14 protein-coding genes are annotated in these 16,122 nt (G+C 45.3%); 4 read left to right on the top strand and 10 right to left on the bottom strand.

Annotated features, from left to right (window positions below; all coding sequences use genetic code 11):
• Positions 1-70 precede the first annotated feature (70 nt).
• Positions 71-1,624, bottom strand: a complete 1,554-nt coding sequence (locus tag AB5I83_RS11810) for a fumarate hydratase (RefSeq protein ID WP_448975567.1) — start codon at positions 1,622-1,624, stop codon at positions 71-73.
• Positions 1,625-1,821: 197 nt separating this feature from the next.
• Positions 1,822-2,007, bottom strand: a complete 186-nt coding sequence (locus tag AB5I83_RS11815) for an SE1561 family protein (RefSeq protein ID WP_167833282.1) — start codon at positions 2,005-2,007, stop codon at positions 1,822-1,824.
• Between the two features lie 156 nt (positions 2,008-2,163).
• Here AB5I83_RS11815 and AB5I83_RS11820 point away from each other — a divergent pair, with 156 nt between their 5' ends.
• A complete protein-coding gene (locus tag AB5I83_RS11820) occupies positions 2,164-2,667 on the top strand; it encodes a DUF421 domain-containing protein (protein WP_448975569.1) in 504 nt (167 codons plus the stop codon).
• A gap of 39 nt (positions 2,668-2,706) precedes the next feature.
• Here the strand turns inward: AB5I83_RS11820 and ggt are convergent, their stop codons facing one another.
• The 5 genes from ggt to AB5I83_RS11845 form a co-directional block, all read right to left on the bottom strand.
• On the bottom strand, positions 2,707-4,392 hold the full coding sequence (gene ggt, locus AB5I83_RS11825; protein ID WP_448975571.1) for a gamma-glutamyltransferase: 1,686 nt from the start codon (positions 4,390-4,392) through the stop codon (positions 2,707-2,709).
• Between the two features lie 135 nt (positions 4,393-4,527).
• Entirely contained in the window at positions 4,528-5,325 is a 798-nt protein-coding gene (locus tag AB5I83_RS11830) for a YtxH domain-containing protein (protein WP_448975573.1), read from the bottom strand.
• 172 nt (positions 5,326-5,497) lie between these two features.
• Positions 5,498-6,331 (bottom strand): YfkD family protein, encoded by an 834-nt coding sequence (locus tag AB5I83_RS11835; RefSeq protein WP_448975575.1) that lies wholly within the window; start codon positions 6,329-6,331, stop codon positions 5,498-5,500.
• A gap of 382 nt (positions 6,332-6,713) precedes the next feature.
• Positions 6,714-7,331, bottom strand: a complete 618-nt coding sequence (locus tag AB5I83_RS11840; RefSeq protein ID WP_448975577.1) for a YczE/YyaS/YitT family protein — start codon at positions 7,329-7,331, stop codon at positions 6,714-6,716.
• A 450-nt stretch (positions 7,332-7,781) separates the two neighbouring features.
• Positions 7,782-8,168, bottom strand: coding sequence for an OsmC family protein (locus AB5I83_RS11845; protein WP_226645404.1), 387 nt, complete (start codon positions 8,166-8,168; stop codon positions 7,782-7,784).
• 160 nt (positions 8,169-8,328) lie between these two features.
• Between AB5I83_RS11845 and AB5I83_RS11850 the strand changes: the two genes are divergently transcribed.
• Entirely contained in the window at positions 8,329-9,507 is a 1,179-nt protein-coding gene (locus tag AB5I83_RS11850) for an MFS transporter (protein WP_448975579.1), read from the top strand.
• 52 nt (positions 9,508-9,559) lie between these two features.
• Here AB5I83_RS11850 and AB5I83_RS11855 read toward each other — a convergent pair whose 3' ends face one another.
• Complete coding sequence (locus tag AB5I83_RS11855) at positions 9,560-10,498, bottom strand: DMT family transporter (RefSeq protein WP_448975581.1); 939 nt, start codon at positions 10,496-10,498, stop codon at positions 9,560-9,562.
• 193 nt (positions 10,499-10,691) lie between these two features.
• Between AB5I83_RS11855 and AB5I83_RS11860 the strand changes: the two genes are divergently transcribed.
• A complete protein-coding gene (locus AB5I83_RS11860; protein ID WP_448975583.1) occupies positions 10,692-12,611 on the top strand; it encodes a heavy metal translocating P-type ATPase in 1,920 nt (639 codons plus the stop codon).
• A 534-nt stretch (positions 12,612-13,145) separates the two neighbouring features.
• Here the strand turns inward: AB5I83_RS11860 and AB5I83_RS11865 are convergent.
• Both AB5I83_RS11865 and AB5I83_RS11870 read right to left on the bottom strand, forming a co-directional pair.
• Complete coding sequence (locus AB5I83_RS11865; protein ID WP_448975585.1) at positions 13,146-13,961, bottom strand: YihY/virulence factor BrkB family protein; 816 nt, start codon at positions 13,959-13,961, stop codon at positions 13,146-13,148.
• A 54-nt stretch (positions 13,962-14,015) separates the two neighbouring features.
• Complete coding sequence (locus AB5I83_RS11870; protein ID WP_448975587.1) at positions 14,016-14,378, bottom strand: YtxH domain-containing protein; 363 nt, start codon at positions 14,376-14,378, stop codon at positions 14,016-14,018.
• Between the two features lie 324 nt (positions 14,379-14,702).
• On the opposite strand from AB5I83_RS11870, the gene AB5I83_RS11875 reads away from it, so the two are divergent.
• The gene (locus AB5I83_RS11875; protein WP_448975589.1) at positions 14,703-16,058 is read left to right on the top strand and encodes an alanine/glycine:cation symporter family protein; all 1,356 of its coding nucleotides are present in this window, start codon (positions 14,703-14,705) and stop codon (positions 16,056-16,058) included.
• Positions 16,059-16,122 lie beyond the last annotated feature (64 nt).

A 16,122-nucleotide genomic window follows, 5' to 3' on the forward strand; every position in this document is an offset into this window, starting at 1 on the left:
CAAACATCTAGCACCAGTTAGACAATATAAAAGGAGACTCTCTTAAATAGCGAGTCTCCTCTCATTGTTTTTACTTATATACTCGATCGGCAAACTGGGCCAACTTTTCAAGGGATGATTTTTCAACATCTTCGTGCAGGCTGTTGCCGTGTGAGTCCATTGTGACAACGGCAGTAAAGCCTTCGACGTTCAGGTGCCACATGGCTTCAGGAATACCAAAGTTCATCAGGTCTACACCCTCTACTGACTTGATGCAGTCCGCATAATACTGGGCAGCTCCGCCGATGGCATTCAGGTATACACCGCCATGTTCTTTCAAGGCAGCCAGTGTCTTAGTGCCCATTCCGCCTTTCCCGATGACAGCACGGATACCGAACTTTTTCATGATATCACCCTGGTAAGGCTCCTCGCGAATACTTGTTGTCGGGCCTGCAGCCTTGACATGCCAGTTACCTTCTTCATCCTTCAGCATGACCGGGCCGCAATGGTAGATGATTTGGCCATTCAGGTCCACTGGTGAATCGTGGTCTGACAGATACTTATGGATTGCGTCGCGTCCGGTGTACATCATGCCGTCGATTTTCACGACATCTCCGACCTTTAGCTGGCGGATCTGCTCTTCTGTAATTGGAGCGGTCAATGTGACAACATTCTCTTCCACCGGTGCTTCAACAGCTGCCGCGATTTCCTGGGCTGCAGGCTGAGCGAAGTCTATCTTCTCACCCTCCTGATACATCCATTCCTGGATCTCCCCTGTCTCAGGATTCACAGCAACTCCAAGGCGGCGATATGCCCAGCAGTTATACGCAACAGATACATAGAAGCTTGCTGGAATACGGTTCATGACACCGATTTTGCAGCCTAGAAGGGTCGTTTCGCCGCCAAATCCCATTGTACCGATTCCAAGCTTGTTCGCATTTTCCATGACATAGTCTTCAAGGTCACGGAGTTCTGGATGCGGGTTCTCATCATCTACCGTACGGAATAACTGCTCTTTTGCAAGATCATAGCCTGAAGAACGGTCGCCGCCGATTCCAACGCCGATGAAGCCGGCGCTGCAGCCTTGTCCCTGTGCTTGGTAAACCGAATGCATAATGCATTTACGGATTCCATCCAGATCGCGCCCGGCACGTCCGAGCCCTTCCAATTCTGCAGGAAGGCTGTATTGGATATTTTTATTTTCACAGCCGCCGCCTTTTAAAATCAGACGAGCGTCAATATAGTCTTTTTCCCATTGCTCGAATTTGATGACAGGAGTGCCGCCGCCAAGATTGTCACCACTGTTCTCGCCTGTCAATGAATCAACAGAGTTCGGGCGCAGCTTCCCATCCTTTGTTGCCTGGGCAATTGCATTGTAAATCGCTTTTTTCATCACAAGCTGGTTTGCACCTACAGGAGTCTTGATCTTAAATGTTGGAAGACCAGTATCCTGGCAAATTGGCGAAACATTATCATCCGCCATTTTGATGTTGTTGGTGATGGTATCAAGGCTCATCGCTGAACGCGTCCCCGCGTTTTCACGCTCCGCCGCCGCTTTGATCGCCCGGCGGACATCCTTAGGAAGGTTTGTGGATGTCTCAACAACCAGCTGGTACATGCTTTCCTGGAACTTTTCGATATTCATCTGTCTACCCCTCTCCCCTTGTTTGCTGTCTCTTTATATGTGAAAATTTTATAACAATTTCTCCGATATCATTATACTCCTATCATCTTTCGATTTAAAGATAGAAAGTGGAATCGTTTACAAATAGAAAAGCGCAAGCGCCTTGATTTAGCTTAAAAGAAGAAAAAATAAAAAAAGACCTCATCAAAAAGGTCTTTTTACATATCGCGATGCTTGAACTCGCGGCATTTCGCATCCATTTCCTCAACAATCTGGATCATGCGATCGATATCCTCAAGGTCTGTTTCCTCCGGATCAATTGCTTCAAGCAACTCAGCAAACATATCCAGGCGCTGCTTCAGGAATACGACCTGCGTATTTTTATCATTAATCGGATTTCCCAAGATTCTCGCTCCTTTCACTACCCTAACATCCTACCGAAAAATGGGTGAATGTGCAATAAGCTTTAGATAGACTTTTCTGTTCTATTGGATAGTATTCCCCCTTATCCGTATGTTTGCACAGGCTTTTTTAGGAAAAAACATATATGAGGTGATTCGATGTTTTTTAATTCTTGGGATAATATTTGGCGAACATTGATTGTTGGTGTGCTAGCTTATGTTGCACTCGTTTTACTGTTACGTTTATCTGGAAAAAGAACACTTTCAAAAATGAATGCTTTCGACCTGATCGTAACGGTTGCACTAGGTTCAACGCTGGCAACAATCTTATTGAATAAAAAAGTAGCCCTAGTAGAAGGGTTTACCGCATTCTTCATTTTAATCATGCTTCAATATATAGTTGCCTGGAGTTCAGTACGTTCAGACGGCTTTAAGAGGCTAATCAAGTCAGATCCTAAATTAATTTTTTACCAGGGGAAATATTTAAAAGAAAATATCATTAAAGAGCGGGTGCTGGAAGTTGAAATTCTCCAGGCTGCACGCTCAAGCGGCATCAATTCGATGGATCAGGTGGAAGCCGTAGTCCTCGAAACAGACGGCAGCATTTCCGTCATTAAAAAATCAGATTCAGAGACCAATACACTGACTAGCGTCGACAAATAAGAAGCAGGCTGCTTTAAACAGCCTGCTTTTTCCCTCTAATTATTCATCAAGCCCAGTTGCTTTTCCTTCGCGGCTTGAATCAGCTGCCCCATAAATAAGGCCTTTTTCACGGTCTATCTGGATTGCCTGGACATTGCCTAGCGGGAATGGTCCATCGGCGAACTCGAAGCCCCTTGATTCCATTTCGCCTTTCGCCTCCATGCTTATACCAGACTCCCAGCCAATGAGCGGGCCGGTACTGTTGAAAATCCTCGGCTCTTCAATAGCCTCTTTTAGATCCATACCTAAATCAAGAACATTGACTAATGTCTGAAATACGGAGCCAATGATTGTCGGACCGCCAGGCGAGCCTAGAGTCAGCACCGGTTCATCATTCTTGAATACAATCGTCGGCGTCTTGCAGCTTACCGGACGTTTGCCCGGCTGGATTTCATTCAAGCCTCCAGGGACCGCATCAAAATCTGTCATTTCATTGTTTAATACAAATCCATGGTCCTTGACCATGATTCCCGAACCAAATGGGTGTTCAACCGTAGATGTGCAAGCAACAATATTTCCCCATTTGTCAATGACGGTGAAATGGGTCGTTTCGCTTCTCTCCTTTTCAGGCTCGAACGGCTGGCGCACGACATTGATTTCTTCACCACCTGTATAAGCCCATGGGTTCCCAAAATCAACTGAGTCATTCCTTCGTTCAAAATCAATCAATTTTCGTCGTTCAGCAAGGTACTCTTCACTGAGCAACCCATTTAACGGAATATCCCCAAAGTCAGGGTCTCCCGAAAAGGCGATTTTATCTGAAAACGCAATCCTCATTGCTTCCGTAAATAGATAATACTTTTCCCAGGATTTCGCGTTATATTTGCTGAGATCAAAGCCTTCCAGCAGTTTTAAAATTTGCAGCATCGTTGTTCCGCCTGCGCTTGGCATATTGGATGAAGCTATTTTGTAATCACGGTAAGTTCCCCACACAGGTTCATCAATCGTGATGTCATACTCTCTGAGGTCAGACATTTCCATAATGCCGCCAAGTTCTTTCAATGTTGAGATGATCGCTTCACCTATCTCTCCTTCATAAAAGGCTTCGATGCCATCACGCTGAAGTATACGGAATGTTTTTGCCAAGTGCTCCTTCTGATAGACATCGCCTTCTTTAAGGGATTTTCCTCCCGGCTGGAACAATTCCCTCGCATGATCGCCAAGTCGATAATCAAACGTGTTAAGGATTTCTTCCATCACCCAGTTTACTTCCACGCCCTTTTCCGCCGCCTGGGCAGCAGGTTCAATCAATTCAGCCAGCGGCTTTGTTCCATATTCCTTCCTGGCTGCTTCCATGGCTTTCAGAATTCCCGGGACACCAACTCCCGTGGCATGTGTCGACCTTTCTTTAAACGGAATCACTTCACCTTCATCATCCAAAAAGAGTTCTGGATGCGCTGCTTTAGGAGCTCTCGTATGGCCATCAAAGATTTTCGTTGTCTTGCTTTCAGCGTGGTAGACCATGAAAAATCCGCTTCCGCCAATTCCGGTCATCATCGGTTCCCCGACATTCAGCCCAAATTGGATGGCGATCGCTGCATCAACCGCATTACCGCCATCACGGAGAATCTTCTCACCGGCATTCGTGGCGATCGGATGAGCTGAAGCTGCCATTGCGATTTTACCTGTAGCTGTTTCTCTATCATAATCACACCTGTTTGAGCGTGGTTTCATTTCTTTATCCATTGACTTTGTCCTCCCTATCTATCTGCTTGTACTATTAATTACCCCCGAGTTGAAAGCGGGAAACAACCAAATATATGGGAGTAAAGACAATAAAAAACCAGTCCCTGAAAATTGGACTGGTTTTATGGTTAAAGTTTAGCGATTGTTATCATTTTTCTGGTTTTCCGGGGATACAGTGAAGGCATTAGAAGTGTTACCTAAACCTGTTGTATCAGATGGTTTACTTTCCATGCCTGTAGCATAAGCGTCAGCTGCACCATTGGATCCAGAGTTTGAAGAATTTGATTCGGACGCCGAGTTCACCACTGGGTTATCCATCGCAGTTGAGCCTGCTTCCTTCACTTTTGATCCAACGTCCTTGAGGTCTTCCTTAGCATCCATCACTGTCTGCATAGCTTCCGATGAATTCGATTTCGCCTCGTTCATTTTGCTGAATACATCATCATTCAGGCGCTGGTAAAGGTTTTGCGCATCACTGATGGCTTCTTTTAGGATACTGGATGCTTCTTTAAAACTGCTCATCATTTGATCCTTCACATCAGTAGGATTGTTTTTGACTTCGCTGAAAACATTCATTGACGTATCTTTGGCATCGACTGCTTTATTCTTTACCTTTGTACGAGTGTTTGAGTCAAGCAGTGTTAATGCACCGCCAATCGCTGCGCCAATTAATACACCCTTCATCAGTTTGCCATTCGTTGAGCCTGTGCTGGATGAGCCTGTGCTGCTGGAGTTGTCTAGAGCATAGCTGTTTGAGTAGCCGCCCATAGATGTATTGTTAGAATAGGAATCACCAGAATTTGTGCTCGCGTACGTTGTTGTGCCAGTTGTCGTATCATACGTTGCATTTTCCCTTGAAGAACTGTACATATTGTTGTTCATATTATAATTGGAGTTGTTACCCGTTTGGTTAGAAAGAATGTTGTCAGACATAATAAATTTCCTCCTTTAGTTTTTGGTGTTTCAATTTGTTATGTCTATCTAATTCCCGGGTCTGACAAGCGTTAAACAGGATATATATACCTTTTGTCAAGAGGATAAAATTACCATGTGCGCAAAAAAGCCTCACTCCTTTTATCGGAATAAGGCTTTTCTGTGTTATCTTTTATCTCGGTCTCTCACTTGAAACAAAACCGAAGCTGACATGATCCTGAACCGGGATCCATGCTCCGATTCCCTGAGAAACGACATTTTTAACGACGATGAACTTCTTGCTTCCTTTTAGCATCAAATAGACCTCACCATATGTTACCTTGCCCTTTTCGTTTATCGCCGGGGCGTAAGCGTAAAGGTAACCGAGGCGTTTTGGCTGGATATTATAGATATGGTCCTTTTTCGTACCCCCGCCAACAATGGTTTCAAACGCCAGCGGCAGTCCCGTTTTCTTTGCTGCTTTTAAAAGCATCATTTTTTGCACATCTTCGGCGCTCTTGATTTTTGCTGTCAAGCCGCCCTTCACAGACTTTTGCTGCTCTTGCACATAATGGATTTGATAAATAGAATTCCCACCGCGATTATCATAGTAGTTCGTATTTATTTTCTGGAACTCCCAGTTCGGAGAAGTTTCAGTCGATACATAATTCAATGGCCATTCCCCAAGGTATACAATCGCACGATAGCCGATGGCAAAAGGGGTGCTGTTAATGGAAGTTTCATTCAGCATTCTGATCAAATCCGGGTTCTCAATCTTTACTTTCGATGTCTTCAACAGGTTCTTCGTCAGCTCACTAGGCTGTAGGAAAGGCAAATCCTCTGTCGGGTTTGGATATGTGTTGTCTTTTGTGATATTCATGACTGAGTTCGGGATTGTATACTTTGCGCTTTCCCCCTGCTTCGGTGGAGGAGCCTTCTTCCCTTTTCCTTCCTCAGCAAAACCAGGCGCTAAAATGGACATCATGAAAACAGTAGTCATAACTAGAATAGCTGCTGCTTTTTTCATTGGTGTTGTTTTCTCCTTTCACTACGGGAAACTTATAAGTTTGTTTATAGTGTTTTCGGAGTTCATTAACTTTATCCAAAGTTTAAGCTGGTTTTCGGAAACTTTGTTAGTTAACAAAATAAAAGAGCATGTCCCAAAAGTATAAACTTTTGGGACATGCTCTTTTTTTAGTACGACTTATAAAAATGGTCCGTTGATTTCCGTTCCAGGCGCTTCGCTTTCCGCGGGGCTGGCGCTGAGCCTCCTCACGCCTTCGGCGTCTGCGGGGTCTCACCTGTCCAGCTGAGCCCGCAGGAGTCTTCGCGCCTTCCACTCCAATCAACTTAGGTTCATAAATTTATTTACAAAAAATTATTCCTACTTTTGAGTTGGCCTACTAAAATCATCGTGCCGACGTAAGCAGCTTATTATAAAGTTTTTCACAGTAAGGGTAGAACAATTGGATCAGCGGGCCGATGGCAAAGGTGACAATCAATGTACCGATACCGATAGGTCCTTTAAAAATGAACGCAGCAGACAAGGCAAACACTTCACCGAGCGTTTTAGCTACCATCAGATTGAGGCCAAAGCGTTCTCTTAATGCCATCATGAAATTGTCGATTGGGATCAATGGGAACTTTGGTTGCAAATAGACTGCCAGCCCGAAGCTCAGCGCGACCATTCCCAAAATAAAAACTGCAAATTGTTTTGCGTAGCCGGTCACAACCAAATCTTCGAACACTCTCAAAAGCCAGAAGTCAATCAGCAAACCAGTGATCAACAGCGTGATGATCGCAGCCACATCCGGACGTCTTTTTACTAGAGACGCATTGATGAAAATCATGACAATCCCCACAATTACAACCCAGCTGCCAGGTGTCAGCCCTACAGTTTTCGATAAACCGACATTGAGCGCATCCCATGCACCGGTTCCCAGCCCCGCTTTAATCGTCATCGAGACTCCAAAAGATAGAATACTTAACCCAATAATGTAAAATAGAGTGCGATAAACAAAAGCCATATTCCTTATTCTCCTTCTTCTATAACCTTCTAATGGACATTTGGGCTGTCCACTTGCTTCGAAATGTCCATTAAACAGCCTTTCTTAGACATTTTCACTGCCCACTGGCATTGAAATGTCCATTAAACAGCTTTTCTTGGACATTTTCACTGCCCACTGGCTTCGAAATGTCCATTAAACGGCTTTTCTTGGACATTTTCACTGCCCACTGGCTTCGAAATGTCCATTAAACGGCTTTTCTTGGACATTTTCACTATCCCTTGGCTTCAAAAGTGTCCAATTTAACGTTTCCGTTTTTTTGGTCCAACAGGAGCTTGCTTTTTTACAGCGAAAAAAGAACCCTGTCCTCTCGGAACAGAGTTCATTAGTTCTATTATATTAAAGCATGTTCAATACAATACTCATTATAGCATAACAAACTATATGTGTATCTCGCCTTTTTAAGGCAATTTATTGAACGATTTCAAACGTTTCTTCAACCTCGATGCTGCCTACGACAGATTGGACCATCGAGCAATTTTTCCTCGTCAGGACCATTGCCTTTTCGATTTTCTTTTCATCGAGATTGCTGCCGGCAATGCGGAAGTGGACTGTAATCTTGCTTACTCTGTTCGCTTCCTCCTCTACACGTTCAGCATCCGCCTGGATATGGATATCCTCGATTTCCATCCTCATTTTCTCCAGCACCTTGCGCAGTACACCGCCGCTGCATACCGCTATAGATGATACGAGCAGCTGGTAAGGCCTGAAACCATACTGATCATCACCCGCCACATCAAGCCTGCCAAAGTCTGTCTCTGTATAAAAACCAACATCCGGTTTCATTTTGAATTCCATGATACCCTCTCCCTTATCTAACCGCTTATAAAGTAGTTAATTTTGACTATTACCATGAGATTACACTATTTTTTCCTTAATTAAAAATAAAAACCGTTGCACTAAAAAATTTATATCGTTAACATCTAAAGAGTATTAAGTACCCAGGGAGATTTTAAATATGAACATAAGTATAAAGCTTCGTTTCTGGATTTTGGTCAGCATTGTCGCGATTTCAGGATTTTCACAGGGAATGCTGCTTCCCTTGATTGCGATTATTTTTGAACAGGATGGTGTATCATCATCCATGAATGGCTTGCACGCCACAGGTTTATATATAGGCATACTGATTGCCTCACCATTGATGGAGGCGCCGCTCCGCAGATTCGGTTACAAGCCCATCATTCTTATCGGTGGCTTTACCGTCGCCATTTCCCTTGCATTATTTCCATTATGGAAGTCCTTTTGGTTCTGGTTCTTGCTTAGGCTCGCAATCGGGATCGGCGATCATATGCTTCATTTTGCCACACAGACATGGATTACTTCTTTCTCACCTAAAGACCGGATTGGAAGAAATATTTCGCTTTATGGATTGTTCTTTGGGCTCGGGTTCGCTGCCGGCCCGCTGATGACAGGTTTTGTAAAAATAAACACCGCGCTGCCGTTCATTATTTCTTCTGCCATAAGCCTTGCCGCATGGCTGACCGTCTGGCTTTTGAATAATGAGCGGCCAGAACACGACACGGATTCTACTTCATTTTTCGGGACAATGAAGAGGTTCGGGAAAGTTTTCAAATATGCCTGGGTCGCATTCCTGCCGCCGTTTGGCTATGGATTTTTGGAAGCGAGCTTAAATGGCAACTTCCCTGTTTACGCCATGAGATCGGGAATCGGTGTCGATGCAGTCGCACTTCTGCTTCCAGCATTCGCGATAGGCGGGATCCTTTCCCAGCTTCCGTTAGGAATATTGAGTGATAAGCTTGGCCGTAGGAATGTCCTGCTATTCGTCACGGTCACCGGCTTCATCAGTTTTACTGCTGCCGGTTTGCTTGAGAATTCGACAACCGGACTGCTTGTTTGCTTCTTTATAGCAGGAACGCTTGTAGGATCTACGTTCTCCCTTGGCATCAGCTATATGGCCGACCTGCTGCCTAAACAGCTGCTGCCAGCAGGCAATTTGATGTGCGGAATTTTCTTCAGCTTCGGAAGCATCAGCGGCCCCTTCATTGGCGGGCTGGCCATACAATGGCTGAAAGGCATCAGCTTCTTTTATGTGATCAGTACGATGCTGCTGTTGATTTTCATCGCCTTGGTGGCGGTTCGTCATGATGGTTCGACACAACAGGCAAACTCTGTCTAATAAGAAAGCGGAATCGCATTGGTCACGCCCACAACGCAAAACAGCCTCCCTATTATTTCGCAGGGAGGCTGTTTCTTTTTCGGGCTGGGCGGTTGACAAGTACGATACCGACGACCACAAAAAGTAATCCGGCAATAACAAAATAATGTATTGGCTCAGCAAGCAGCACCGCTGATAGTATCACCCCGAATACAGGGACGAGGAACAGATACAATGAGACCTTGCCGACTTGATTGTACTTCATGACATTGTTCCATAAAATAAAGCCTGCTGCTGAAAGGAATGCAAGATAGAGAAGCATCAAACCTGACTTCAAATTGAAATCGAAAGGCGCGATCCCCACTGAGAAAGCTCCAATGGCAATCAAGCCGAGGGATCCTAAGATCATCTGGTAAGCTGTTAAATAAATGACCTCCATCTTAGCGCTACCCTGTTTTGCAAGGATATTTCCGTAGGCACCAGCCATCATCGCTCCCATTAGCAGGATTTCACCGATGCCAAAGCTGATTTCATAAGCACCATTAGGCCAGTTCGCGAAGATGACCCCGGTGAATCCGACCATCAGCCCAGCAACCTTCAAACGGCTCATCCTATCATCAGGATAAAGGAAGTGCGCAAGCAGTATTTGAAAAAACGAGGTTGTCCCGGCAATGATTGAACCCTGGATTCCGGTTGAATAACTAAGTCCGATATAAAACAGGACATATTGGAGAAACGTCTGGAACAGGCCAATTTTCAGAAGAGACTTAGTACTTTCGGGCCTGAACTTCATCTTCCTTTTCAAAAGAAGGAACATGATCAGGATCAGCAGCCCGGCAAGCAGGAATCGGTACCCTGCAAACAGCATTTGCTCCCCCATCTCTTCCGGCCTGATATCAAGGCTGTTATAGCTCAGCTTTATGAACGGGAACGCACTTCCCCATAGGAAGGTCGCACCTACAGCCGAAACAGCAATTCCAAGCGGGTGGGTAAAAAAGTCTTTTGTTGTCATTAAATGATCTCCTTAGACAGACGCATTATTCTTTCAAAAAGCATATATTGTATGGTAACATAATAGTGAACACAATATGTATTTTTTGACTTGGATTCTCGCTGTCACCATTCTGGTGGCAGCTTTCGTGTTTTTTAAGGGGATTGATTGTGATTATTAGTATCATTTAGAGAGTTTAAAGGAGGAGAAAAGGATGGCACAGGGAGCAAATGCATTGATAAAGAAAAATTCGGTTCCTGAAGTAAGTTTTTTTGAAAAAATAAAGCCTCATGCGGAACTGATCGCCGCCGTCTTCAGCGGAATCCTGATTGCTGCGGGATGGATTTTAAGCAAGGGAGATTCAGAAACTGCATCTGTCATCGCTTTTATCCTGGCCTATGTCATTGGCGGTTTTGCTAAAGCAAAGGAAGGCATTGAAGCGACAATTGAAGACAAAGAATTGAATGTCGAAATGTTGATGATCTTTGCTGCGATTGGCTCGGCCATTATTGGTTACTGGACAGAAGGCGCGATTTTGATTTTCATTTTTGCGATGAGCGGAGCGCTGGAAACGTATACGATGAACAAGAGCCATAAGGAAATTTCTTCTTTGATGGAGCTGCAGCCAGAGGAAGCATTGAGGATTATGGATGGACTTGAGGAAAAAGTGCATGTTTCAGAATTGGAGATTGGCGACATGATTCTGGTGAAGCCAGGTGAAAGAATCCCATCCGATGGCAAGGTTGCCAGAGGGCAGTCAACGATCGACCAAGCTGCCATCACCGGGGAATCCATTCCGGTTTCGAAGGATTCCGGAGATGATGTATTTGCAGGTACGGTCAACCTGACAGGATCGCTTACCGTTGAGATTACAAAACGAAATGACGAGACACTGTTTCAAAAAATCATCCAGCTCGTCCAGAACGCGCAAAGTGAAAAGTCCCCTTCCCAGCTGTTCATCGAACGGTTTGAAGGCACTTACGTAAAAGTCGTTCTGGCAGTCGTCGTGCTGATGATGTTCGTTCCGCATTATCTGCTTGACTGGAGCTGGACGGAGACGTTTTACCGCGCGATGATCCTGCTTGTCGTTGCTTCACCATGCGCACTCGTTGCCTCGATCATGCCTGCTACTTTGTCGGCGATTTCGAATGGCGCGAAACACGGAATCCTATTTAAGGGCGGCGTCCACCTGGAAAATCTGAGTCACCTTAAAGCAATCGCTTTCGATAAAACAGGGACTTTGACAAAAGGCAAGCCGGAAGTGACCGATGTAATTGTAGCTGAAGGACTAGATTCTGATGATGTTTTGCTCAAAGCAGCATCGATTGAAAGCCACTCCAACCACCCGCTGGCCAATGCCATCGTAAAACACTCTAAGGAGATCCTTGGCAAGGAGCTGATACATCCAGAGAGCATCGAGGATGTATCAGGCTGGGGTGTGAAGGCTCATTTTGAAAATGAGGATTGGAAAATCGGAAAAGCCGACTTTGTCGGAAGGACCGAAGCTGAATCCTTCTCTGGCGGAGCCGCGTTACAGCTTGCAGCACATGGCAAAACCATCGTTTTCATCGAACGGAACGGTCAGATTGCAGGGTTAATCGCATTGAAAGATGTTGTCCGTGAAGAAACGAAACAGGCAATCGACCTGTTAAAGTCAGAAGGCATCTACACGGTCATGCTGACAGGAGATAGCCAGAACACAGGCAAGGCAATCGCGGCTGAAAGCCATGTTCAAGGATATATCGCCGAATGCCTGCCAGAAACAAAGGTTCAGGAATTAAAGAAATTGAAAGACCAATATGGCCAGGTTGCCATGGTTGGAGACGGCATCAATGACGCGCCTGCACTCGCAACCGCAAATGTCGGCATCGCAATGGGAGAAGGTTCCGATGTTGCTTTGGAAACAGCAGACGTCGTCCTGATGAAAAACGACCTGCCAAAGATTGCCGAAGCCATCAACCTGTCCCGCCGAATGAACACAATCGTCAAACAAAACATCGTGTTCTCGATCCTGGTCATCATGGTGCTCATCGCATCCAACTTCCTGCAGCTGCTCGACCTGCCATACGGCGTCATCGGCCACGAAGGCAGCACCATTCTAGTTATATTAAATAGCTTGAGGCTGTTGAAATGAATATAGCTCCCGCTGGGGAAATCCAGCGGGAGTTTTTTATTAGCCTGGATTGAGCCAAGCTATTGATGACGGACACTTTTCCTTGGCTTCCCCGGATTTTTGTCCATCATGGCGAGGATGACGGACACTTTTCATCTGCTTCCCACGCTTTCTGTCCGTCATGACCTTGATGATGGACACTTTTCATCTGCTTCCCCCGCTTTTTGTCCGTCATGACCTTGATGACGGGCACATTGCAAGCAGTGAATCTGATTTCTGTCCGTCAATTCCCCGCTAAAGTATCCAATCAATAAAGAAAAGCGCCCTCCGAATGGGGGCGCCTGGTGTTAGTGATATCCGTTTGATCCGTTTGCTGAACCGGATGTTTTTTGGCTGTGGTTGCTTTTGCCTTTTTGCTTTGTGCTTCCGTCTTTTTTCGTCTTCTTTGCCATCCTGAATTCCCCCTGTTCATAAGAAGTGAGGAGCAAGCCTCAATTGTATCTTCTGCAAAAACAGCAAAGGTTACCTGAGGTAATTTCAGGATAAGTTATCGTGTCAGCAGCCTGCTTTCTTCTCACTGTAATAGGCATTGATTTCTCCGCCGATGATAATGATATAGGCGGATAAATAAAGCCAAATCATCAGGACTATGATCGCTCCGATACTACCGTACGTAGCCGTGTAGGAAGCGAAATTACTGACATAGTAGGAAAAGCCAAGTGAAACGAGAACCCATCCGCCTGTGGCAAAGATCGAACCAGGCACACCGCTGATGCACGTAAGCTTTTTATTGGGTGCTATCCAGTATAGCCCGAGGAAAACAACAAACAAAATCAAGATACTGATCAGCCATCGGAACATATTCCAGACGTAAACGAATTCTTCCTTCAGTCCGAAATTCGCGAACAGCCAGCTGCCGATTTCTTTCCCGAACACTGGCAGGATCAATGCGACCAGAAATACAAAGATCATGGCAAAGGTCAAAAAGATTGCCATTAACCTGCTTATGATGAACGACCTTGTTTCCTCTACTCGGTACGCACGGTTAAATGCCCTGACAATGGCATTGATCCCATTTGAGGCGGACCAAACAGTTGCCAGCAATCCAAAGCTCAGCAATTTTCCGTCTTTTTTCATGATATCCTCCAGGCTGTTCTTAATGAGGTCCATTGATTCACCTGGAGCATAATCATCAAAAAAACCGAGGATATCCACTTCAGTAATTGGCAAATAAGGAACCAATGTGACCAAGAAGATCAACAGCGGAAATAAGGAAAGCAAGAAGAAATAGGCCAACTGCGCGGCAAGAGCCGGAACATCGTCCTCCTGTATCCTCTGCCACATATGCCTGAAAAATGATATATCAACCATTGATTCACCTCATTTATGCTTTCCTTGTCCTGCCATAGGCTTGTCAGTCAGTCATCATCCATTTTCATCTATATGCTGCTGTGTTTGGGCAGATGACGCAATCTTCCTCAATGTTTCTTTCGTGTCTTTGACCAATTCCGTAACCTGAGGCGGTACATCCTTTATTTCTTCGACTTTTTCAGTGATAAAAGCAACGTCCTCTGTTACTTGTTCCACTGTTGTCCGCACTTTATTCGCTGTCTCCCTTAGGTCTTCAATAAATTCATTTGGATTTTTGACCACATATGCTACACCGCTGGAAACCTTGCTGAAATCCTCTTTAACAGCCTGCCGGGTCGATTTCTCCAATAAAGTAACCGCTCCGCCGGCCATTGCACCTAAAACCATGCCCATCCAAAACTTTTTCGAACTGCCCATGTATACTCCTCCTAGAGTCTTCCTGATCTTTGCAGGTCTCAACTCGCCTGCTTCCTAACTAACATTTTCCACGATTGCCACTACTTCATGCAAGTATTGAGAAAAATATTGAGAGTATTTTTAAAAAGTGAACCAGAATAAAGATTTTGGTTGTAAATGAAGAATAATTTTTTCTATCCGCCAAACACCTACACACCAAGGACCCTTGTATACTTTTCACGATCACACCAGATTTCTTCAGTGGATATCACTTGACTTACCACTAATTATCAGAATATTCTTGTACAATAACATTTTTTGAATATAATTCTGAGGGGGAGAAACATGACATTTGAAGAATGGATTGGAAAAATCAGCGGCTGGGTTTGGGGCCCGCCTCTTTTGATCCTGCTTGTTGGGACGGGTATTTACCTTACCTTCCGCATTGGCTTCTTGCAAATGAGGCTGCTGCCTTACTCGCTCAAGCTTGCTTTCACGAAAAAACAGGACAAGCGGTCTGAAGGTGATATCTCTCATTTCCAGGCTTTGATGACAGCACTTGCTGCAACGGTCGGCACGGGAAATATCGCTGGTGTCGCAACCGCGATTTTTACAGGCGGACCTGGTGCCGTTTTCTGGATGTGGATTACAGCGTTTTTCGGAATGGCGACGAAATACGCGGAAGCTGTCCTAGCCGTTAAATACAGGGTCGAGGACAAGGATGGCGAGATGTCAGGCGGTCCGATGTACTATCTTGAACGCGGACTTGGACAAAAATGGCTTGGGGTCTTATTCGCTATATTTGGGGCGATCGCTGCTTTCGGAATCGGCAATCTTGTTCAATCAAATTCAGTTGCCAGCGTTGTCCAATCAACATTTTCAATCCCGGCCTGGGTTACGGGACTGGTATTGACTATTTTCACTGCACTTGCCCTGATTGGCGGAATTAAGAGCATCGGAAAAGTCACTGCCCTTTTCGTTCCAGTGATGGCAGCATTTTACCTTCTTGCTGGCCTGGTGGTCATGATCATGAACTTTGACCTTGTCCCAACAGCAGTTGCACTTATTTTTACAGATGCTTTCACTGGAGAAGCCGTAGCTGGCGGAGCGCTTGGAACTGTCATCCGTATGGGTGTTGCCCGCGGTGTCTTCTCTAACGAAGCTGGTCTCGGGTCCGCACCAATCGCTGCCGCTGCAGCCAAGACGGACTTGCCGGGACGGCAGGCTCTTGTGTCGATGACCCAGGTGTTCATTGATACAATCGTCATCTGTTCAATCACGGGGATTACCATTGTCATGGGCGGCTTGTACACGGGTGACACAACAGCTGCCGACCTGACTTCAGCGACCTTCGGCAAGTTCCTTGGCCAGACTGGTTCTGTAATTGTGGCGGTCGGATTGCTGTTCTTCGCCTCATCGACCATCATCGGCTGGTCTTATTATGGAGAAAAATGCTTCTCGTATCTCTTCAGCAAAAGTGTCGTGTTTTATTATCGAATGGCATTTGTCGTCGCTGTTTTCATCGGAGCGATTTCCCAGCTTGAAGTTGTATGGGGAGTAGCCGATGTAATGAATGGATTGATGGCCTTCCCGAACCTGATTGGGCTGCTCGGCTTGTCTGGCGTGGTCGTAGTTGAAACGAGGAATATCCTGAATGCGATAAAAGAAGAGAAGAAAGAATCTAACACGTATAGTGCCTGATTGCAATCCGGCGTCACAAAGGCGCCGGATTTCTAATTGACTTTTTTTGACGGACGTGGAAAGA

The organism is Mesobacillus sp. LC4 (assembly GCF_053543455.1).

Bases quoted from the DNA above. Each gene is read 5' to 3' on its own strand.
- AB5I83_RS11860 (WP_448975583.1), top strand. From the start codon at position 10,692: ATGGCACAGGGAGCAAATGCATTGATAAAGAAAAATTCGGTTCCTGAA.
- ggt (WP_448975571.1), bottom strand. From the start codon at position 4,392: ATGGATAAAGAAATGAAACCACGCTCAAACAGGTGTGATTATGATAGA.
- AB5I83_RS11875 (WP_448975589.1), top strand. From the start codon at position 14,703: ATGACATTTGAAGAATGGATTGGAAAAATCAGCGGCTGGGTTTGGGGC.
- AB5I83_RS11830 (WP_448975573.1), bottom strand. From the start codon at position 5,325: ATGTCTGACAACATTCTTTCTAACCAAACGGGTAACAACTCCAATTAT.
- AB5I83_RS11810 (WP_448975567.1), bottom strand. From the start codon at position 1,624: ATGAATATCGAAAAGTTCCAGGAAAGCATGTACCAGCTGGTTGTTGAG.
- AB5I83_RS11855 (WP_448975581.1), bottom strand. From the start codon at position 10,498: ATGACAACAAAAGACTTTTTTACCCACCCGCTTGGAATTGCTGTTTCG.
- AB5I83_RS11820 (WP_448975569.1), top strand. From the start codon at position 2,164: ATGTTTTTTAATTCTTGGGATAATATTTGGCGAACATTGATTGTTGGT.
- AB5I83_RS11850 (WP_448975579.1), top strand. From the start codon at position 8,329: ATGAACATAAGTATAAAGCTTCGTTTCTGGATTTTGGTCAGCATTGTC.
- AB5I83_RS11835 (WP_448975575.1), bottom strand. From the start codon at position 6,331: ATGAAAAAAGCAGCAGCTATTCTAGTTATGACTACTGTTTTCATGATG.
- AB5I83_RS11845 (WP_226645404.1), bottom strand. From the start codon at position 8,168: ATGGAATTCAAAATGAAACCGGATGTTGGTTTTTATACAGAGACAGAC.
- AB5I83_RS11840 (WP_448975577.1), bottom strand. From the start codon at position 7,331: ATGGCTTTTGTTTATCGCACTCTATTTTACATTATTGGGTTAAGTATT.
- AB5I83_RS11865 (WP_448975585.1), bottom strand. From the start codon at position 13,961: ATGGTTGATATATCATTTTTCAGGCATATGTGGCAGAGGATACAGGAG.
- AB5I83_RS11870 (WP_448975587.1), bottom strand. From the start codon at position 14,378: ATGGGCAGTTCGAAAAAGTTTTGGATGGGCATGGTTTTAGGTGCAATG.